General features: G+C 63.3%; 16 protein-coding genes. 10 read left to right on the top strand and 6 right to left on the bottom strand.

What is annotated here, in order from left to right:
- The first annotated feature begins 56 nt into the window (after positions 1–56).
- From ACKLLE_RS25595 to cysB, 3 genes are all read left to right on the top strand, one after another.
- A complete protein-coding gene (locus ACKLLE_RS25595) occupies positions 57–965 on the top strand; it encodes a 5'-nucleotidase (protein ID WP_009394491.1) in 909 nt (302 codons plus the stop codon).
- An 83-nt stretch (positions 966–1,048) separates the two neighbouring features.
- The gene (locus tag ACKLLE_RS25590) at positions 1,049–1,546 is read left to right on the top strand and encodes a universal stress protein (RefSeq protein ID WP_009394494.1); all 498 of its coding nucleotides are present in this window, start codon (positions 1,049–1,051) and stop codon (positions 1,544–1,546) included.
- Between the two features lie 122 nt (positions 1,547–1,668).
- Positions 1,669–2,643 carry an HTH-type transcriptional regulator CysB gene (cysB, locus tag ACKLLE_RS25585; protein WP_009394496.1) on the top strand — a complete coding sequence of 325 codons (975 nt, stop codon included), beginning with the start codon at positions 1,669–1,671 and terminating at the stop codon, positions 2,641–2,643.
- Between the two features lie 67 nt (positions 2,644–2,710).
- Here the strand turns inward: cysB and ACKLLE_RS25580 are convergent, their stop codons facing one another.
- Complete coding sequence (locus ACKLLE_RS25580; protein ID WP_420059409.1) at positions 2,711–3,445, bottom strand: phosphoadenylyl-sulfate reductase; 735 nt, start codon at positions 3,443–3,445, stop codon at positions 2,711–2,713.
- 136 nt (positions 3,446–3,581) lie between these two features.
- On the opposite strand from ACKLLE_RS25580, the gene thrH reads away from it, so the two are divergent.
- Positions 3,582–4,199 (top strand): bifunctional phosphoserine phosphatase/homoserine phosphotransferase ThrH, encoded by a 618-nt coding sequence (thrH, locus tag ACKLLE_RS25575; protein WP_064303981.1) that lies wholly within the window; start codon positions 3,582–3,584, stop codon positions 4,197–4,199.
- Positions 4,200–4,304: 105 nt separating this feature from the next.
- On the opposite strand, the gene pabB is transcribed toward thrH, so the two are convergent.
- The 4 genes from pabB to rloA form a co-directional block, all read right to left on the bottom strand.
- The gene (gene pabB / locus ACKLLE_RS25570) at positions 4,305–5,651 is read right to left on the bottom strand and encodes an aminodeoxychorismate synthase component I (protein ID WP_064303982.1); all 1,347 of its coding nucleotides are present in this window, start codon (positions 5,649–5,651) and stop codon (positions 4,305–4,307) included.
- A 100-nt stretch (positions 5,652–5,751) separates the two neighbouring features.
- Entirely contained in the window at positions 5,752–6,735 is a 984-nt protein-coding gene (locus tag ACKLLE_RS25565) for an alpha-L-glutamate ligase-like protein (protein WP_009394503.1), read from the bottom strand.
- Complete coding sequence (gene rloB, locus ACKLLE_RS25560; RefSeq protein WP_064303984.1) at positions 6,735–8,267, bottom strand: osmotic stress tolerance membrane protein RloB; 1,533 nt, start codon at positions 8,265–8,267, stop codon at positions 6,735–6,737. The genes ACKLLE_RS25565 and rloB overlap by 1 nt, the downstream gene beginning before the upstream one ends.
- A gap of 5 nt (positions 8,268–8,272) precedes the next feature.
- Positions 8,273–8,809: a retropepsin-like aspartic peptidase RloA gene (rloA, locus tag ACKLLE_RS25555; protein WP_009394507.1), complete on the bottom strand. Its 537-nt coding sequence runs from the start codon at positions 8,807–8,809 to the stop codon at positions 8,273–8,275.
- A gap of 291 nt (positions 8,810–9,100) precedes the next feature.
- Between rloA and ACKLLE_RS25550 the strand changes: the two genes are divergently transcribed.
- From ACKLLE_RS25550 to prpF, 5 genes are all read left to right on the top strand, one after another.
- The gene (locus tag ACKLLE_RS25550) at positions 9,101–9,811 is read left to right on the top strand and encodes a GntR family transcriptional regulator (protein ID WP_420059408.1); all 711 of its coding nucleotides are present in this window, start codon (positions 9,101–9,103) and stop codon (positions 9,809–9,811) included.
- Positions 9,808–10,698, top strand: a complete 891-nt coding sequence (prpB, locus tag ACKLLE_RS25545; RefSeq protein ID WP_420059407.1) for a methylisocitrate lyase — start codon at positions 9,808–9,810, stop codon at positions 10,696–10,698. The genes ACKLLE_RS25550 and prpB overlap by 4 nt, the downstream gene beginning before the upstream one ends.
- A gap of 60 nt (positions 10,699–10,758) precedes the next feature.
- Positions 10,759–11,886, top strand: coding sequence for a bifunctional 2-methylcitrate synthase/citrate synthase (gene prpC / locus ACKLLE_RS25540; protein WP_009394516.1), 1,128 nt, complete (start codon positions 10,759–10,761; stop codon positions 11,884–11,886).
- Between the two features lie 150 nt (positions 11,887–12,036).
- The gene (acnD, locus tag ACKLLE_RS25535) at positions 12,037–14,622 is read left to right on the top strand and encodes a Fe/S-dependent 2-methylisocitrate dehydratase AcnD (protein ID WP_064303987.1); all 2,586 of its coding nucleotides are present in this window, start codon (positions 12,037–12,039) and stop codon (positions 14,620–14,622) included.
- 151 nt (positions 14,623–14,773) lie between these two features.
- Entirely contained in the window at positions 14,774–15,964 is a 1,191-nt protein-coding gene (gene prpF / locus ACKLLE_RS25530) for a 2-methylaconitate cis-trans isomerase PrpF (RefSeq protein WP_420059406.1), read from the top strand.
- 181 nt (positions 15,965–16,145) lie between these two features.
- Here the strand turns inward: prpF and acnB are convergent, their stop codons facing one another.
- Positions 16,146–18,746 carry a bifunctional aconitate hydratase 2/2-methylisocitrate dehydratase gene (acnB, locus tag ACKLLE_RS25525; RefSeq protein WP_009394520.1) on the bottom strand — a complete coding sequence of 867 codons (2,601 nt, stop codon included), beginning with the start codon at positions 18,744–18,746 and terminating at the stop codon, positions 16,146–16,148.
- A gap of 404 nt (positions 18,747–19,150) precedes the next feature.
- Here acnB and ACKLLE_RS25520 point away from each other — a divergent pair, with 404 nt between their 5' ends.
- A complete protein-coding gene (locus ACKLLE_RS25520) occupies positions 19,151–19,618 on the top strand; it encodes a DUF1289 domain-containing protein (protein WP_009394521.1) in 468 nt (155 codons plus the stop codon).
- Positions 19,619–19,700: the final 82 nt, after the last annotated feature.

Below are 19,700 nucleotides of genomic sequence, written 5' to 3'. Positions count from 1 at the left end.
GGTGAACCCGCTCCCACAGGGACCGCGTTGCCCTTACAACCTGAGGCGGAGATGTAATGAACAAAGGCCTGAACGACAAACTGGTAGTGGCAATTTCATCACGGGCCTTGTTCGACCTGAGCGAGAGCCATCGGCTGTTCCTTGCCGAGGGGGTGGAGGCCTATCGCCAATACCAGATCGAGCACGAGGACGAGCCCCTGCAACCCGGCGACGCCTTCCTGCTGGTGCAGAAGCTGCTGGGCCTCAATACCCTCCTCGGACAGCCCCGGGTCGAGGTAGTGCTGGTCTCGCGCAATAGCGCCGATACCGGCCTGCGCGCGTTCAATTCCATCGAGCACTACGGCCTGGGCATTTCCCGCGCGGCATTCGTCGGTGGACGCAGCCCTTATCCTTATCTGGCTGCGTTCGGCTGCCACCTGTTCCTCTCCACCGATGCCGAGGATGTGCGCAGCGCCTTGAATGCCGGTTTCGCCGCCGCCACCATCCTTTCCGGCGGCGTTCACCGGGAGGCCACCGAAGAGCTGCGCATCGCCTTCGATGGTGATGCCGTGCTCTTTTCCGACGAGTCCGAGCGGGTCTACCAGATGGGCGGCCTCGAAGCCTTCCAGGCCAACGAGCGCCAGGCTGCGCGCCAGGCCCTGCGGGGTGGGCCGTTCAAGCCTTTCCTGGCGGCGCTCAATCTGTTGCAGAGCGAGTTTCCCAGCACTGCCTGCCCGATCCGCACCGCGCTGGTCACCGCGCGTTCCGCACCGGCCCACGAGCGGGTGATCCGTACCCTGCGCGAGTGGGATATCCGCCTGGATGAATCGCTGTTCCTCGGCGGCCTGGACAAATCGGCGTTCCTCGAAGCCTTCGCCGCCGACGTGTTCTTCGACGACCAGGCCGGCCACTGCGAACGGGCGGGCAGGGTGGTCGCCACGGGGCATGTGCCCCATGGCATCAGTAACCAATCGGACCCGGCCTGAACCCCGCCGGACGGGGCCTGCGCATCGGTTCGGCGCTGCTAAGCTGAACCTTGCCCTGCCGTTCCGGCAGTCGAGGAGGTCAAATGATCCGTTCGATGTTGTACGCCACGGACCTCGGTGTTTATGCGCCTTATGTCATGCAGCACGCGTTGGCCCTGGCGCGCAATTTCAAGGCGGAGCTCTACGTGATCCATGCCGTGGAGCCCATGGGGCAGTTCGCCGAATCGCTGCTGCAGAGTTACCTGGACGAGCAGACCCTGGACCAGTTGCACAGCCAGGGCGTCAACACCGTGATGGCCAATATCGAACAGCGCGTACTCGAGAGTTTTCGCGATGAATTGGGGGATCAGCAGGACCTCGCGCTGATTCGTGCCGTACGGGTGCGCCAGGGGGATCCGGCGCAGGTGATCCTCCAGCAGGCCGAACGCCTGAATGTCGACCTGCTGATCGTTGGCAGCCATAGCCAGGGGGCCGGTGCAGAGATCCCGATCGGTCGTACGGCGGTGCGCATTCTGCAACTGTCACCGGTGCCGGTGTACATGGTGCCGCTCGCACAACACCTCGGTCGTCGCAAGGCTTGAGGGATTTTTCCGAGTCGGCAGTAAGAAAGCTGGTGAAATTGTTCTAGATTTATTCTCCTGACCGCTAATATAGTTATAACTCGTCGCTGTTGCCGGTGACGCCCAGCCTCTGAGGGATACCTATGAAGCTTCAACAATTGCGCTACATCTGGGAAGTGGCGCACCACGACCTCAACGTTTCCGCGACAGCGCAGAGCCTGTATACGTCCCAGCCGGGGATCAGCAAGCAGATTCGCCTGTTGGAAGACGAGCTGGGCGTGGAAGTGTTTGCCCGCAGCGGCAAGCACCTGACCCGCGTCACCCCGGCCGGTGAGCGGATCATCAACACCGCCGGGGAAATCCTGCGCAAGGTCGAAAGCATCAAGCAGATTGCCCAGGAATTCTCCAACGAGAAGAAGGGCACGCTGTCCATCGCCACCACCCATACCCAGGCACGTTATGCGCTGCCGCCGGTGATCAGCTCGTTCATCAAGCAGTACCCGGAAGTGGCCTTGCACATGCACCAGGGCTCGCCGATGCAGATCGCCGAGATGGCCGCCGATGGCACCGTCGACTTCGCCATCGCCACCGAGGCCCTGGAACTGTTCGGCGATCTGGTGATGATGCCGTGCTACCGCTGGAATCGCTGCGTGGTCGTACCCCAGGGCCACCCGCTGACCAAGCTGCCGAAGCTGACCCTTGAAGTGCTGGCCGAGTACCCGATCGTCACCTACGTGTTCGGTTTCACTGGACGTTCCAAGCTGGACGAAGCCTTCAGCCACCGCGGCCTGACCCCGAAAGTGGTGTTTACCGCCGCTGACGCCGACGTGATCAAGACCTACGTGCGCCTTGGCCTGGGCGTCGGCATCGTCGCCAAGATGGCGGTGGATCCGAAGCTGGACAGCGACCTGGTGGTGCTCGATGCCAGCGAGCTGTTCGAGTCCAGCATCACCAAGATCGGTTTCCGTCGTGGCACCTTCCTGCGTGGCTTCATGTGCGACTTCATCGAGAAGTTCGCCCCGCACCTGACCCGCGAAGTGATGGCCAAGGCGATCCAGTGCCATAACAAGCAGGAGCTGGAAGAGCTGTTCGAAGGTGTCGAGTTGCCTGTGCACTGAGTTTCGGGCACCCATGAAAAAACCGGCCTTGGCCGGTTTTTTCGTTTCTGTCGATCACATTTGGCGATCAGCTTTTGGCGATCAGGTTGCCGGCATGCAGCCCGCATTCCTTCTGGGTTGCTTCTTCCCACCACCAACGGCCTTCGCGCTCGTGCTGGTTCGGCAGTACCGGGCGGGTGCATGGCTCGCAGCCGATGCTGATGAAGCCGCGTTCGTGCAGGCTGTTGTAGGGCAGCTCGAGCATGCGGATGTAGCCCCAGACTTCCTCGCTGCTCATCTGTGCCAGCGGGTTGAATTTGTACAGGGTGCGCTCCGGGGTGGAAAACGCGCTGTCGATTTCCAGCGCTGCCACCTGGCTGCGCGTGCCCGGGCTCTGGTCGCGGCGCTGGCCGGTGGCCCACGCGCTGACGGTGCTCAGCTTGCGCCGCAGCGGTTCGATCTTGCGGATCCCGCAGCATTCGCCGTGGCCGTCCTTGTAGAAGCTGAACAGGCCCTTCTGCTTGACGAAGGGGTCGAGCTTGTCGCGATCCGGCGACAGGATCTCGATCGGCAGCTTGTAGTGTTCGCGCACCTGGTCGATGAAGCGGTAGGTTTCCGGATGCAGGCGGCCGGTGTCGAGGCTGAATACCTTGACCTGCTTGTTCAGCTTCCAGGCCATGTCCACCAGCACCACGTCTTCGGCGCCGCTGAAGGAAATCCACAGGTCGTCGCCGAAATGCTCGAAGGCGAGCTTGAGGATGTCCTGCGGGGATTTGTTGGCGTAGGTCGCGGCCAGGGCGGCGACGTCGAAGGGTTGGCTCATCAGGCGGCTTCCGGTCATTGAATGGCGCTTGGCGCTCGTAGTGGGGCAGATGTTACCAAAAAATGCCGGGTAGACGGGCTGGATTGCGGGTCGTAGAGTGCGCCTTCCATTTTTGGCGTTGTTCGAGGAGTGAGCTGTGGAAATTGCCTGTCTCGACCTGGAAGGTGTGCTGGTTCCGGAAATCTGGATCGCCTTCGCGGAAAAAACCGGAATCGAATCGCTGCGGGCCACCACCCGCGACATTCCGGACTACGACGTACTGATGAAACAGCGCCTGCGCATCCTCGACGAACACGGCCTGAAGCTGGCCGATATCCAGGAAGTCATCGCCACGCTCAAGCCGCTGGATGGCGCCATCGACTTCGTCGACTGGCTGCGCGAGCGCTTCCAGGTGGTGATCCTGTCCGACACCTTCTACGAGTTCTCCCAGCCATTGATGCGCCAACTGGGCTTCCCCACCTTGCTCTGCCATCGCCTGATCACCGATGAGAACGACCGGGTGGTGGGTTATCAGTTGCGTCAGAAGGATCCCAAGCGCCAGTCGGTGCTGGCGTTCAAGAGCCTGTACTACCGGGTGATCGCCGCAGGCGATTCGTACAACGACACCACCATGCTCGGTGAGGCGGATGCGGGCATCCTGTTCCATGCGCCGGAGAATGTGATCCGCGAGTTCCCGCAGTTCCCGGCGGTGCATGAGTTCGAGGCGTTGAAGAAGGAATTCATCAAGGCTTCGAACCGTACCCTGAGCCTGTAAGTAATGCAGGGCCTGTGAGGGCCCTATCGCTGGCAACGCCAGCTCCCACAGGGACGGTGTACACCACTGAACCTGTGGGAGCCGGCGTTGCCGGCGATGAGGTCCTCATAACCCCTGCAAGGTTTCCAGAAGCACCCGCACCTTGGTAATCGACTCCTGGTACTCGGCCTGCCACTCCGAGTCCGCCACCACGGCGCCGCCGCCCCAGCAGCACACTTGGCCATCCTTGACCAGCAGGCTGCGGATGGCGATGGAGCTGTCCATTTCCCCGCGCACGTCCAGGTACAGCAGCGACCCGCAGTACAGCGCCCGCCGGCTCGGCTCCAGCTCGTCGATAATCTCCATTGCCCGTATCTTCGGCGCTCCGGTGATCGACCCGCCAGGGAAACTCCCGGCAATCAGGTCCAGGGCGTCCTTGCCTGGTGCCAGGCGCCCGGTCACGCTGCTGACCATATGGTGGACGTTGGGATAACTCTCCAGGCTGAACAGTTCCGGTACCCGCACCGAGCCGATCTCGCAGGTGCGCCCCAGGTCGTTGCGCAATAGGTCGACGATCATCAGGTTCTCGGCCCGATCCTTGGTGCTGGCCAGCAGTTCTTCGCCGTTGGCGCGGTCCTGCACGGGATCGGTGCTGCGCGGCCGGGTGCCCTTGATCGGGCGGGTTTCCACCTGGCCCTGGCTGACCCGGATAAAGCGCTCCGGCGACAGGCTGAGCAGGGCGCTGCCGTCGTCCAGCACCTGGAAACCGGAGAATGGTGTCGGGCAGGCCGCCCGCAGCGCCTGGTAAGCGCTCCACGGATCACCCTGGCACGGCGCGCGGAAGCGTTGGGTCAGGTTGATCTGGTAGCAGTCGCCGGCCTGGATGTACTGCTGCACCCGTTCGAATGCCTGGCGATAGTCCTCGGGTTCGAGGTCGCCGCGCATCGGGGCGTCGAGGCAGAAACCGGCGCCAGGGTCCGCTTCGGCCGGCTGGCTGAACAGAGCGATCAGGCGCTGGCGTTCGTCGCCAGGCAGGGCGGGGTGGAAGAGCAACTGGCTGGTCATCAGTTGGTGATCGCTGATCACTGCCCAGGCATAGAGGCCGAGGGTTGCGTCGGGCAGGCCAAGGTCATCCCGGGCCAGCTCAGGCAATTGTTCAAGACGCCGACCGAAGTCATAGCTCAGGTAGCCGATCAGGCCGCCGGCAAAGGGCAGTTCCACGCCATCGGGCAGTTGCGCTTCGCCCAATCCGGCAAGGCTGTCACGCAGCCGCTGCAGATACGCCGTGCCGCTTTCGCCATCCTCCGCCACCAGGCTGCGCAGCGGCCAGGCACTGAGCAGATCGAAGCGGCCGCGCTCGGCACCGGGGCGGGCGCTGTCCAGCAGCACCGCGCCGGGCGCATGGCGCACGCGCGCGAACAAAACCGCCGGATCGGCTTGATAGGGCAGGGGAAACAGGGTGCAGGTCGGCATGCGTCTGAACGGTTGGCGAGGCGGGGCAGGCATTGTAGACCCCCGAACGCGTAGCTCATAGGGGTTTGAGCGACCGCCCCGTGTCCGGGGCGGACGTCATTCACTGCTGGGACGGAACGTGCCCGAACAGCTGCTGGGCGAAGCGCACGCGCTCCTCGGCGGTTTCCTGCCTGCCGTCCTTCGCCAGTTCCTCGAGGTGCGCCTCGATGGCGTGGGTGCGCTGGGTCAGGCCGCAGTCGTTGGCGATCTGGATGTTCAGGCCGGGGCGGGCGTTGAGTTCGAGGATCAACGGGCCCTTGTCCTGGTCCAGGACCATGTCCACGCCGATGTAGCCCAGGCCGCACAGCTCGTAGCAGCCGGCGGCGAGCTTCATGAAACCGTCCCAGTTCGGCAGTTGCACGCCGTCCACCGCGTTGGTGGTGTCCGGGTGCTTGCTGATGATGTTGTTCAGCCAGGTGCCGCGCAGGGTCACGCCGGTCGCCAGGTCCACGCCGACGCCGATGGCGCCCTGGTGCAGGTTGGCCTTGCCACCGGACTGGCGGGTCGGCAAGCGCAGCATGGCCATCACCGGGTAGCCCATCAGTACGATGATGCGGATGTCCGGCACGCCTTCGTAGCTGATGCTCTTGAAAATCTGGTCAGGGGTCACCCGGTACTCGATCAGCGCGCGGTCACGGTGCCCGCCAAGGGAGTAGAGGCCGGTGAGGATGCTGGAGATCTGGTGCTCGATTTCCTCGTGGCTGATGATCTTGCCCGACACCGTGCGAAAGCGGTCCTCGAAGCGGTCGGCGATGACCATGATGCCGTCGCCGCCTGCGCCCTGGGCCGGCTTGATGACGAAGTCGCTGCGCCCGCCGATGATCTCGTCGAGTTTCTCGATCTCTTTTTCGGTCGAGATGATCCCGTACATCTCCGGCACATGGATGCCGGCCTGGATCGCCCGTTCCTTGGTGATGATCTTGTCATCGACGATAGGGTACAGATGGCGCTTGTTGTACTTCAGGACATAGTCCGCGTTGCGCCGGTTGATCCCCATGATGCCCCGGGCTTCCAGGGCCTTCCAGGTTTTCCAGAGTCCGAACATCAAGCGTCAGCCTTTACGAATGCCTTGAAGCGAACCAGCTCCGTCAGGCGATAGCCGCGGTAGCGACCCATTGCCAGCATGAAGCCCACCAGGATCAGCAGCACCGCGGGGAAGGTGAAGACGAAGTACACCAGCTCCGGCACGCTCATCAGCAGGTGCGCCAGGGACGCGGCGAACAGGGTGCCGATGGCGACCTTCATCGCATGGCCACCGCCGCGCTCCTCCCAGGTGATCGACAGGCGTTCGATGGTCATGGTCAGGATCACCATCGGGAACAGCGCTACCGACAGCCCGCGCTCCAGGCCCAGCTTGTGGCTGAACAGGCTGATGGCGGCGATCAGCACCACGACGAAGGTCAATACGACCGACAGCCGCGGCAACATCTGCAGCTTCAGGTGTTCCAGGTACGAGCGCAGCGACAGGCCGAGCGCGGTGATCACCGTGAACAGGATGATGCCGAAGCCCAGTTGGGTTTCGCGGAAGGCCAGGGCGATCAGCACCGGGGTAAAGGTGCCGAGGGTCTGCAGGCCGATCAGGTTGCGCAGGATCAGGATCACCAGCACGCCGATCGGGATCATCACCATGATCATGAAGGTCTGCTGGGTCTGCAGCGGCAGGCCATAGAGGGAGTACTCGAGGAAGTCGGCGTCGGTGTTCTCGTCGGTCAGCTTGGCCAGGCGGATGGCGTTCATCTCGCTGTTGTTCAGGCTGAAGCTGACGTTGACCTTCTTGCCGCCATCGACGGTGACCAGGTTGTCGTCACCGGTCCACCACAGCAGGCGGTCGCTGGGCAGGCCCTGCTCGCCGGTCTCCGGGTTGAAGTACAGCCAGTCGTTGCCGTTGAAACTGCGCAGCCAGAGTTCCGGGGTCTGCGGCTGGTCGGCCACCAGGCGGATGGTCTGCACGCGCTCGAGCGGCACATGGGCGATGGACAGCAGCAGGTCGATGACCTTGGCCTTCTTCTGCACCGAGGTATCGCCGGCCAGCAGCAGCTTGACGTTGTCGTCGTTGAGATTGTTGACACGCTTGATGGTTTCGCTGACGAAGGTCTCGACGTCGGCGGAATGCTGGCGGATCGGCGCCATCAGGGCTTCGGCGGCGATCTTCTCCGGCCCTTCGACCGGCAGGCTGTCGCGGAAGGTCGGGCCCTTGATCTTGGGCTTCTCGCTGCTGTAGCGCTTGGTCAGCACCAGGCGGTAATAGAGGGTCTGGTTGCCGCTGGCGCGACGGGCCGACCAGGTCACCTTGCGGTTGCCGTCGACACGGTTGACGCTGACCCCGTAGTTGTTGGAGATGAAGCTCTCGTTGAGGCTGACGTAGTCGCGGCTCAGGGGCGGCACGTACATCTGTACCTTGACCGGATCTTTCGGGTTGGCGACGAACTCGACCTTGGCGTCGATGTTCCACAGGTCGTCGGTCTCGTCCTCGGTCACCGGGATGCCGAGGAAGAAGATCTGATAGGCCGTGATCAGCACGCCCAGCAGCACCAGGACGGTGATCAGGACTTTCAGATGAAGGGTAAGAGAGCGCATCGGAATTACTCTGCGATGTGAGCGTCGGTGGCGCAGGCAGGTTTGCCGGCCGCGTATTTAAGGCTTGGGTCAACCAGCGCGTCGAAGTGCTTGAGGGCTTCGGAGCCGATCAGCAGCGGGTACTGGAAAGCACTGCGGTCGGTCAGGTTGACTTCGATTTCGCGCAGGGCACTGCCCATGCAAATGTTGAGGGCGATCACCGGGCGGGCGGTGTAGGCCTTGCCTTCCTCGGGATCATAGTCGCCGGCGCGGCGCTTGATCTTGCTGACCCGCGCCAGCGGACGTTCGATCGGGTGGCTGTGGGCCGCATCGATGGCCAGGTAGAAGCGCACCCAGGATTCACCGTTGCGCTTGAAGCGCTTGATGTCGCGGGCACTGAGGGAGGCGGTCTTGGCGCCGGTGTCGAGCTTGGCGGCGACTTCCAGGTCAAGGTCGCCAAGCCGGGCATATTCGTTGAGGCCGTACACGGTCTTGCCGGTCGCCTGGGCCGTGAGCGGCAAGCAACAAAGGCCGAGCAACAGTGGAAGTGGCGAAAGTCTCATAGATCCTGGCGCAATGCTGTGGGGTATTCGGGTCAAGGCCACTGGCAAATTCTGCGCTAGCTCCTCGTTCGTCTGGCACAAAAAGATGACAGACACAGTATCCATGCCACAAAAAACAGGGCGGCGGCATTCTATCACGCGGATGGTGGCACGCCAGCAGCGCCAATGAGACAACGTTCACCGAAGTGAAGTTCGTTCTTAGACGATTGTCGACAATATTGAATTTGTCTTTGACTGCATTGATGTATTTGGCTAGTTTTGGCGCATTGATTACAAGAGGTGTCGACAATAATGCTGGACACAGCCCACGCATCCGGTGTCGGTGCGGAAGAGTCGGAAACCCTGTCGGAAAATGTCTTCCGGCGTATCCAGGCTGCCATCGTCAAGGGCGAGATCGCCCCGGGCAGCAAGATCTCCGAGCCCGAACTGGCACGCACCTACGGCATCAGCCGCGGCCCGCTGCGCGAGGCGATCCACCGCCTGGAGGGCCAGCGCCTGCTGGTGCGGGTGCCGCATGTCGGCGCGCGGGTGGTGTCGTTGTCCCATGCCGAACTGATCGAACTCTACGAAATCCGCGAGTCCCTCGAAGGCATGGCCTGTCGCCTGGCCGCCGAGCGTATGAGCGTAGCCGAGATCGACGAGTTGCGGCGGGTGCTCGATACCCACGAGCGCGATGCCGCCTTCCAGGCCGGCCTCGGCTACTACCAGCAGGAAGGCGACTACGACTTCCACTACCGGGTTCTCCAGGGCAGCGGAAACAAGACCCTGGTCAAGATGCTCTGCGACGACCTCTATCAACTGGTGCGCATGTACCGCATCCAGTTTTCGGCCACGCCCAACCGGCCGCGCCAGGCCTTCGCCGAGCACCACAGGATTCTCGATGCCATCGCCGACCGTGACGGCGAACTGGCGGAACTCCTGATGCGCCGCCATATCGGTGCATCCAAGCGCAATATCGAGCGTCACTACCTGGACGCCACCAACCCACGAGGTGAGTCATGAGTCTGAAAAGCAGTCCCGGCCAGCGCTTTCGCGATGCGGTAGCCGCCGAGCACCCGCTGCAGGTCGTCGGTACCATCAACGCCAACCACGCCCTGCTGGCCAAGCGTGCCGGGTTCAAGGCCATCTACCTGTCCGGCGGTGGTGTCGCCGCCGGTTCCCTCGGCCTGCCTGACCTGGGCATCACCGGCCTGGACGACGTGCTCACCGATGTGCGCCGCATCACCGACGTCTGCGACCTGCCGCTGCTGGTGGATGTCGACACCGGCTTCGGTGCCTCGGCCTTCAACGTCGCTCGCACCGTGAAATCCATGATCAAGTTCGGCGCTGCTGCCATCCATATCGAAGACCAGGTCGGCGCCAAGCGCTGCGGCCATCGCCCGAACAAGGAAATCGTTTCCCAGCAGGAAATGGTCGACCGCATCAAGGCTGCCGTCGATGCCCGTACCGATGACAGCTTCGTGATCATGGCGCGCACCGACGCCCTGGCCGTGGAAGGCCTGGAAGCGGCCCTGGATCGTGCCGCCGCGTGCATCGAAGCCGGCGCCGACATGATCTTCCCGGAAGCCATAACCGAGTTGTCGATGTACAAGACCTTTGCCGAGCGCGTGTGCGCGCCGATCCTGGCCAACATCACCGAGTTCGGCGCCACGCCGCTGTACACCACCGAGGAACTGGCGTCGGCCGACGTGTCCCTGGCGCTGTACCCGCTGTCGGCGTTCCGCGCCATGAACAAGGCCGCGGAGAACGTCTACGCAGCCCTGCGTCGCGACGGCACCCAGAAAAACGTGATCGACACCATGCAGACCCGCATGGAGCTGTACGACGCCATCAACTACCACGCGTTCGAGCAAAGCCTCGATGCGCTGTTCGCGCAGAAAAAGGCCTGAGCCCAAAGGCCTCCGACCAGCCAACAGCTTCCATAACAAGTTCAAGAAAGGAGAGATCCCATGGCCGAAGCAAAAGTACTCAGCGGAGCCGGCCTGCGTGGCCAGGTGGCCGGGCAGACCGCCCTGTCGACGGTAGGCCAGGCCGGCGCCGGGCTGACCTACCGCGGCTATGACGTTCGCGACCTGGCGGCCAACGCCCTGTTCGAGGAAGTCGCCTACCTGCTGCTCTACGGAGAGCTGCCGAACAAGGCGCAACTGGCCGAATACCAGGCCCGCCTGAAAACCCTGCGCGACCTGCCGCAAGCCCTGAAGGAAGTGCTCGAGCGCATCCCGGCCAACGCCCATCCGATGGACGTCATGCGTACCGGTTGCTCGGTGCTTGGCACACTGGAGCCGGAGCTTAACTTCGACCAGCAGCGCGACAGGACCGACCGCCTGCTCGCCCTGTTCCCGGCGGTGATGTGCTACTGGTACCGCTTCAGCCACCACGGCGTGCGCATCGACTGCACCAGCGACGAAGACACCATTGGCGGTCACTTCCTGTATCTGCTGCACGGCAAGAAGCCGAGCGATCTGCATGTCAAGGTGATGAACGTCTCGCTGATCCTCTACGCCGAGCACGAGTTCAACGCTTCGACCTTCACCGCCCGGGTCTGCGCCTCGACCCTGTCCGACCTGTATTCCTGCGTCACTGCCGCCATCGGCTCGCTGCGCGGCCCGCTGCATGGCGGTGCCAACGAAGCGGCGATGGAGTTGATCGAGCGCTTCCAGAGCCCGCAGGAGGCGGTGGCCGAGTTGCTCAGGATGCTCGAGCGCAAGGACAAGATCATGGGCTTCGGCCATGCCATCTACAAAGAGTCCGATCCGCGCAACGAGGTGATCAAGGGCTGGTCGAAGAAGCTGGCCGACGAGGTCGGTGACAAGGTCCTGTACCCGGTATCGGAAGCCATCGACAAGACCATGTGGGAACAGAAGAAGCTGTTCCCCAACGCCGACTTCTACCATGCCTCGGCGTACCACTTCATGGGCATCCCGACCAAGCTGTTCACCCCGATCTTCGTCTGCTCGCGCCTGACCGGCTGGGCTGCGCACGTCTTCGAACAGCGCGCCAACAACCGCATCATCCGCCCGAGCGCCGAGTACACCGGCGTCGAGCAGCGTGCCTACGTGCCGATCGAGCAGCGCTGAATCTATAAAAGGACTCCACCGAACCCTGTGGGAGCGGGTTTACCCGCGATGACGGTAGTGGATTCACCGACGCAATCGCGGGTGAACCCGCTCCCACAGGGCAGAGGTGGTGCTCTTGAGAAACCGAACCCGTGACCGAGCCGACCTGAAATGAACACCGAATTCCGCAAGTCCCTGCCAGGCACCGGCCTGGACTATTTCGATGCCCGCGCGGCGGTCGATGCGATCGCGCCAGGCGCCTACGACCGCCTGCCGTATACCTCCCGCGTCCTGGCCGAGAACCTGGTGCGGCGCTGCGATCCGGCGACCCTCAATGCGTCCCTCGGCCAACTGATCGAGCGCAAGCGCGACCTCGATTTCCCCTGGTTCCCGGCCCGTGTGGTCTGCCATGACATCCTTGGCCAGACCGCCCTGGTCGACCTCGCCGGCCTGCGCGACGCCATCGCCGACAAGGGCGGCGACCCGGCCCAGGTCAACCCGGTGGTGCCGGTCCAGTTGATCGTCGACCATTCCCTGGCCGTGGAATGCGGTGGCTACGACCCGCAGGCGTTCGAGAAGAACCGCGCCATCGAGGACCGTCGCAACGAAGACCGTTTCCACTTCATCAACTGGACCAAGAAAGCCTTCAAGAACGTCGATGTGATCCAGCCGGGCAACGGCATCATGCACCAGATCAACCTGGAGAAGATGTCCCCGGTGATCCATGCCGAGCGCGGCGTGGCCTATCCCGACACCTGCGTCGGCACCGACAGCCACACCCCGCATGTCGATGCCCTGGGCGTGATCGCCATCGGTGTTGGTGGCCTGGAAGCCGAGAACGTCATGCTTGGCCGCGCCTCCTGGATGCGCCTGCCGGAAATCGTCGGCGTCGAGCTGTCCGGCAAGCCGCAGCCGGGCATCACCGCCACCGACGTGGTGCTGGCCCTGACCGAATTCCTGCGCAAGGAAAAAGTGGTCGGCGCCTACCTGGAATTCCACGGTGAAGGCGCTCGCGCCCTGACCCTCGGCGACCGCGCCACCATCTCCAACATGGCCCCGGAGTACGGGGCCACCGCCGCGATGTTCGCCATCGACGGGCAGACCATCGACTACCTGCGCTTGACCGGTCGCGACGAGCAGCAGGTCAAGCTGGTGGAAACCTACGCGAAAGAAGCAGGCCTGTGGGCCGACAGCCTGGTCAATGCCGAGTACGAGCGCGTGCTGCGTTTCGACCTGTCCAGCGTCGTGCGCAACATGGCCGGCCCGTCCAACCCGCATGCCCGGGTGGCCACCAGCGACCTGGCGGCCAAGGGCATTGCCGGCGCCTGGGAAGAGGTTCCGGGGCAGATGCCGGACGGTGCGGTGATCATCGCCGCCATCACCAGTTGCACCAACACCAGCAACCCGCGCAACGTGATCGCCGCCGGCCTGCTGGCGCGCAACGCCAACAGGCTGGGCCTGGCGCGCAAGCCGTGGGTCAAGTCGTCGCTGGCACCGGGCTCGAAAACCGTCGCCCTGTACCTCGACGAGGCCGGCCTGACCGACGAGCTGGAGCAACTGGGCTTTGGCGTGGTGGCTTTCGCCTGTACCACCTGCAACGGTATGTCCGGCGCTCTGGATCCACGGATCCAGCAGGAAATCATCGACCGCGACCTGTATGCCACTGCCGTGCTGTCCGGCAACCGCAACTTCGACGGGCGCATCCACCCCTACGCCAAGCAGGCGTTCCTCGCTTCGCCGCCGCTGGTGGTGGCCTATGCCATCGCCGGGACCATCCGCTTCGATATCGAGAAGGATGTGCTGGGCGTGGTCGATGGCAAGGAGATCCGCCTCAAGGACATCTGGCCGAGCGACGAGGAAATCGACGCCGTGGTCCGCGCTTCGGTGAAGCCGGAGCAATTCCGCCAGGTCTATATTCCGATGTTCGCCATCGAGGAAGACAAGGGGCCGAAAGTCGCGCCGCTGTACGAATGGCGCCCGATGAGCACCTATATCCGCCGTCCTCCCTACTGGGAAGGCGCGCTGGCAGGCGAGCGCACCCTCAAGGGCATGCGTGCGCTGGCGGTGCTGCCGGACAACATCACCACCGACCACCTGTCGCCGTCCAATGCCATCATGGCCGACAGCGCGGCGGGTGAGTACCTGGCGAAAATGGGTCTGCCGGAAGAGGACTTCAACTCCTACGCCACCCACCGTGGCGACCATCTGACCGCCCAGCGCGCGACCTTCGCCAACCCGAAACTGTTCAACGAGATGGTCCAGGAAAACGGCAAGGTCAAGCAGGGTTCGCTGGCGCGGATCGAGCCGGAAGGCAAGGTCACCCGCATGTGGGAAGCCATCGAAACCTACATGGAGCGCAAGCAGCCGTTGATCATCGTCGCCGGTGCCGACTACGGCCAGGGCTCGTCGCGGGACTGGGCGGCCAAGGGCGTGCGCCTGGCGGGTGTCGAAGCGATCGTCGCCGAGGGCTTCGAGCGTATTCACCGCACCAACCTGGTGGGCATGGGCGTGTTGCCGCTGGAGTTCAAGCCGGGTGTGAACCGCAAGACCCTCGAGCTGGATGGCAGCGAGCTTTACGACGTGGTCGGCCAGCGCACGCCGCGGGCGACCCTGACGCTGCTCATCACCCGCCGTAATGGCGAGCGCCTCGAAGTGCCGGTGACCTGCCGCCTGGACACTGCGGAAGAGGTATCGATCTACGAGGCGGGCGGGGTGTTGCAGCGGTTTGCCCAGGATTTCCTGGAAGGCACTGCCTGATATCGGCGAGGCCTGGGCAGTGATGTTGGCTGCTCGGGCCTCATCGCTGGCAACGCCAGCTCCCACGAGGTTCGGCGTGCGCCGCTAATCCTGTGGGAGCTGGCGTTGCCAGCGATTGGGGTTTCACCTATTCAACTGAAAGGACCTGTTCATGCCCCATATTCCACAAATCAAGATCCCCGCCACCTACATCCGCGGCGGCACCAGCAAGGGTGTGTTTTTCAATCTCGAGGACCTGCCCGAAGCCGCACAACTCCCCGGCGCCGCCCGCGATGCCCTGTTGCTGCGGGTGATCGGCAGCCCCGATCCCTACGGCAAGCAGATCGACGGCATGGGCGGGGCCACCTCCAGCACCAGCAAGACGGTGATCCTGTCCCGCAGCATCAAGCCTGGGCACGATGTGGATTACCTGTTCGGCCAGGTCTCCATCGACAAGGCTTTCGTCGACTGGAGCGGCAACTGCGGCAACCTCTCGGCCGCGGTGGGTTCCTTCGCCATCAGTAGCGGTCTGGTGGACGCCAGCCGCATTCCCGACAACGGCATCGCCACCGTGCGCATCTGGCAGGCCAATATCGGCAAGACCATCATCGCCCATGTGCCGATCACCAACGGCGAAGTCCAGGAAACCGGTGATTTCGAGCTGGATGGCGTGACCTTCCCGGCGGCCGAGGTACAGCTGGAGTTCCTCGATCCGGCCGCTGACGAGGACGGTGCGGGCGGTTCCATGTTCCCCACCGGCAACCTGGTGGATCAGCTTGAGGTGCCGGGTGTCGGTACCCTCGAAGTGACCCTGATCAATGCCGGCATTCCAACCATCTTCGTCAACGCCAGGGCCATCGGCTACACCGGCACCGAGCTGCAGGACGCGATCAACGGCGATGCTGCGGCGCTGGCCCGTTTCGAGGCCATCCGTGCCCATGGCGCAGTGCGCATGGGGCTGATCAAGCACATCGATGAAGCGGCAGGGCGCCAGCACACGCCGAAGGTAGCCTTCGTGGCGCCAGCGGCGGATTACCTGTCGTCCAGTGGCAAGCAGGTGCTGGCCAGCGAGATCGACCTGCTGGTGCGGGCGCTGTCCATGGGCAAGCTGCACCACGCGATGATGGGTACGGCAGCGGTGGCCATCGGCACGGCGGCGGCGATTCCGGGAACCCTGGTAAACCTGGCGGCCGGTGGTGGCGAGCGCGAGGCGGTACGTTTCGGACACCCGTCCGGGACCCTCCGGGTCGGCGCCCAGGCGCAGCAGGTGAACGGCGAATGGAGCGTGACCAAGGCGATCATGAGCCGCAGTGCGCGGGTGTTGATGGAAGGGTGGGTGAGGGTGCCGGGAGATTCGTTCTAAGGCACTTGCTGTTGCGGTGCTCTTCAGGGCCTCATCGCTGGCAAGCCAGCTCTCATAGAACAAAACATAACGCTTTGATTTGCAGGGACCTTGTGGGAGCTGGCTTGCCAGCGATGAGGCCCTCGGAAACGAAAAAGCCCCGTCAGACTGACGGGGCTTTTTCATTCACACGGGACCTGCTTTAGACCTGAACAGCCGGGATCTTGGCGTTCGCAGCCGCGTCGCGGAACTCGGCGATCTGGTCGAAGCTCAGGTAGCGGTAAACGTCGGCAGCCATGCTGTCGATGTTCTTCGCGTACTCCATGTACTCCTCGACGGTCGGCAGCTTGCCGAGGATCGAAGCGACCGCGGCCAGCTCGGCCGAAGCCAGGTACACGTTGGTAGCGTCGCCCAGGCGGTTCGGGAAGTTACGGGTCGAGGTGGAAACCACGGTCGAACCGGTCTGTACGCGAGCCTGGTTACCCATGCACAGCGAGCAGCCCGGCATTTCCATGCGCGCGCCAGCCTTGCCGTAGATGCCGTAGTAGCCTTCCTCGGTCAGCTGGTGGGCGTCCATCTTGGTTGGCGGAGCCAGCCACAGACGGGTCGGAATGCCACCCTTGACCTTTTCCAGCAGCTTGCCGGCAGCGCGGAAGTGACCGATGTTGGTCATGCACGAACCGATGAACACTTCGTCGATCTTCTCGCCCTGTACGGTCGAGAGCAGACGGGCGTCGTCCGGGTCGTTCGGCGCGCAGAGCACAGGCTCCTTGACGTCGGCCAGGTCGATTTCGATGATCTCGGCGTATTCGGCGTCGGCATCGGCGGACAGCAGCTCCGGGTTGGCCAGCCAGGCTTCCATCGCCTGGGCACGGCGCTCCAGGGTACGGGCATCGCCGTAGCCTTCGCCGATCATCCAGCGCAGCAGGGTGATGTTGGACTGCAGGTACTCGGCGATGGCCTTTTCCGGCAGCTTGATGGTGCAACCTGCAGCGGAGCGCTCGGCCGAGGCGTCGGACAGTTCGAACGCTTGCTCGACGGTCAGGTCGTTCAGGCCTTCGATCTCCAGGATGCGACCGGAGAAGGCGTTCTTCTTGCCTTTCTTCTCGACGGTCAGCAGGCCTTGCTTGATCGCGTAGTAAGGGATGGCATGGACCAGGTCACGCAGGGTGATGCCAGGTTGCAGCTTGCCCTTGAAGCGAACCAGGATCGACTCCGGCATGTCCAGCGGCATGACACCGGTGGCGGCGGCGAAGGCCACCAGGCCGGAACCGGCCGGGAACGAGATGCCGATCGGGAAGCGGGTGTGCGAGTCGCCACCGGTGCCGACGGTGTCAGGCATCAGCATGCGGTTCAGCCAGCTGTGGATGATGCCGTCGCCCGGACGCAGGGACACGCCGCCGCGGGTGCGGATGAAGTCCGGCAGGGTGTGGTGGGTGGTGACGTCGATCGGCTTCGGATAGGCCGCGGTGTGGCAGAACGACTGCATGACCAGGTCGGCGGAGAAGCCCAGGCAGGCCAGGTCCTTCAGTTCGTCGCGGGTCATCGGGCCAGTGGTGTCCTGGGAGCCGACGGTGGTCATCTTCGGTTCGCAGTAGGTGCCCGGACGCACGCCGGCTACGCCGCATGCCCGGCCGACCATCTTCTGTGCCAGGGTGTAGCCCTTGCCGGTGTCGGCAGGCTGCTCGGGCTTCTTGAACAGGTCGGAAGCGCCCAGGCCCAGTTCGGCACGGGCCTTCTCGGTCAGGCCGCGGCCGACGATCAGCGGGATACGGCCGCCAGCGCGGACTTCGTCCAGCAGGACCTCGGTCTTCAGCTCGAAGGTGGTGACCAGCTCGTCGCTGCCGTGGCGGCGGACTTCGCCCTTGAACGGATAGACGTCGATGACGTCGCCCATGGCCAGGTTGGTGCAGTCGAATTCGATCGGCAGGGCGCCGGCGTCTTCCATGGTGTTGTAGAAGATCGGGGCGATCTTGGTGCCGAAGCAGAAACCACCGGCGCGCTTGTTCGGCACGTACGGGATGTCGTCGCCGAAGAACCACAGCACCGAGTTGGTTGCGGATTTACGGGAAGAACCGGTACCGACCACGTCACCGACGTAGGCGACCGGGAAGCCCTTGGCCTTGACCGCTTCGATCTGGGCCAGCGGGCCGACCGAACCTGGCTGCGAAGGCTCGATGCCGTCGCGGGCCATCTTCAGCATGGCCAGGGCGTGCAGCGGGATGTCAGGGCGCGACCAGGCGTCCGGGGCAGGGGACAGGTCGTCGGTGTTGGTTTCGCCGGGCACCTTGAACACGGTCAGGGTGTACTTCTCGGCGATGGCCGGACGCGAGGTGAACCACTCGCCGGCAGCCCAGGACTCGAGGACGGCCTTGGCGTGGACGTTGCCCGACTTGGCTTTTTCAGCCACGTCGTGGAAGGCGTCGAACATCAGCAGGGTGTTTTTCAGCTGTTCGGCGGCGACGGCGCCCAGTTCGGCGTCGTCCAGCAGCTCGACCAGGGTGGCGATGTTGTAGCCGCCCTGCATGGTGCCCAGCAGCTCGGTGGCACGCTTGCGGTCGATCAGGGGGGATTTGGCTTCGCTCTTGGCGAGGGCGGAGAGGAAAGCGGCCTTGACGTAGGCGGCTTCGTCGACTCCTGGCGGAACGCGGTGGGTAATCAGGTCTACGAGGAAGGCTTCTTCGCCGGCCGGCGGGTTTTTCAGCAGCTCGACCAGGCCTGCGGTTTGTTCGGCGTTAAGCGGCTGGGGAACGATACCCAGAGCTGCGCGCTCTTCGATATGTTTGCGGTAGGCTTCAAGCACAGTTATTACCCTCATCAGTGGTCCCAAATGGGTGTCCGGGACGCTCATCCAGAAAATCCGCACTCATGCGCAAATACGGCGTTTTGAGCCGCGTAGCCAGAGTTGCAGGAAATCCTTACAGAAGCTGCTTTCAAAGTTTTACGCCTGTAGAACGGAAGGCTGATGAGGGCTGGCCCGGAACATTCAGTGGTGAATCTTCCGAACCAACGCCGTTCTACCGGATGACTGTGCTCGTGACGCTTTGAAAACAGCTTCTAACGGACATTGGTGCCTAAAAAGGCGGTGTGATTCTACGGCAATTTGCGGATAAAGGTAAGGCGAGGGCGAAGACTTTAACGAGTGACCCTCGTTAGACAAAGGGCTAACATGGCCGCCTGTTTCACTGCCATGCTGTCGATCCGCCCATGTCCAATCAGTCCATCAAGACGCCTTGCGTCGGCCTCTGCTCCACGGTTTACGGGGATACGGTGTGCCGTGGCTGCAAGCGTTTCCACCATGAAGTGATCCACTGGAACGGCTACAACGACGACGAAAAGCGCGCCGTCTGGCTGCGCCTGGAGCAACTGCTGGTGCAGGTGATGACCGCCAAGCTGGAAGTGTTCGACGTCGAGCGCCTGCGCCAGCAACTGGAGCAGCGCAAGATCCGCTACGTGGCCCACCAGTCGGAATACTGCTGGGCCTACCAGCTGATCGCCCGCGGTGCGCGGGTGATCCGCGAGCTGGAAGCCTACGGCCTGGTGCTGCTGCCGGAGTTCCGCGACTGGGAACTGCCGGAACTGCGCGATGCCATCGATACCGAGTTCTTTTTGCTGTCCGAAGCCCATTACCAGCGTTATATCGCACCGGGGTTTCTCAAGGATGCCCTGGGTTGATGGTAATGAAGTTCTGCTGCGCCACGGGTACTCTGTGGGAGCGGGTTCACCCGCGATGACGGCAGTGAATTCACTATCGTCA

Origin of the sequence: Pseudomonas bharatica, assembly GCF_048586865.1 — a bacterium.
Taxonomy (GTDB): Bacteria; Pseudomonadota; Gammaproteobacteria; order Pseudomonadales; family Pseudomonadaceae; genus Aquipseudomonas; species Aquipseudomonas bharatica.
Note: the sequence above shows the minus strand (reverse complement) of the source record. Positions and strands in the feature narration are given on the sequence as shown.

Excerpts from the sequence above, each read along its gene's own strand:
- acnD (WP_064303987.1), top strand. The coding sequence starts at position 12,037 with ATGAACACCGAATTCCGCAAGTCCCTGCCAGGCACCGGCCTGGACTAT.
- ACKLLE_RS25595 (WP_009394491.1), top strand. The coding sequence starts at position 57 with ATGAACAAAGGCCTGAACGACAAACTGGTAGTGGCAATTTCATCACGG.
- rloB (WP_064303984.1), bottom strand. The coding sequence starts at position 8,267 with ATGCGCTCTCTTACCCTTCATCTGAAAGTCCTGATCACCGTCCTGGTG.
- prpF (WP_420059406.1), top strand. The coding sequence starts at position 14,774 with ATGCCCCATATTCCACAAATCAAGATCCCCGCCACCTACATCCGCGGC.
- ACKLLE_RS25550 (WP_420059408.1), top strand. The coding sequence starts at position 9,101 with ATGCTGGACACAGCCCACGCATCCGGTGTCGGTGCGGAAGAGTCGGAA.
- ACKLLE_RS25565 (WP_009394503.1), bottom strand. The coding sequence starts at position 6,735 with ATGTTCGGACTCTGGAAAACCTGGAAGGCCCTGGAAGCCCGGGGCATC.
- prpB (WP_420059407.1), top strand. The coding sequence starts at position 9,808 with ATGAGTCTGAAAAGCAGTCCCGGCCAGCGCTTTCGCGATGCGGTAGCC.
- prpC (WP_009394516.1), top strand. The coding sequence starts at position 10,759 with ATGGCCGAAGCAAAAGTACTCAGCGGAGCCGGCCTGCGTGGCCAGGTG.
- pabB (WP_064303982.1), bottom strand. The coding sequence starts at position 5,651 with ATGCCGACCTGCACCCTGTTTCCCCTGCCCTATCAAGCCGATCCGGCG.
- rloA (WP_009394507.1), bottom strand. The coding sequence starts at position 8,809 with ATGAGACTTTCGCCACTTCCACTGTTGCTCGGCCTTTGTTGCTTGCCG.
- cysB (WP_009394496.1), top strand. The coding sequence starts at position 1,669 with ATGAAGCTTCAACAATTGCGCTACATCTGGGAAGTGGCGCACCACGAC.
- ACKLLE_RS25520 (WP_009394521.1), top strand. The coding sequence starts at position 19,151 with ATGTCCAATCAGTCCATCAAGACGCCTTGCGTCGGCCTCTGCTCCACG.
- ACKLLE_RS25590 (WP_009394494.1), top strand. The coding sequence starts at position 1,049 with ATGATCCGTTCGATGTTGTACGCCACGGACCTCGGTGTTTATGCGCCT.
- ACKLLE_RS25580 (WP_420059409.1), bottom strand. The coding sequence starts at position 3,445 with ATGAGCCAACCCTTCGACGTCGCCGCCCTGGCCGCGACCTACGCCAAC.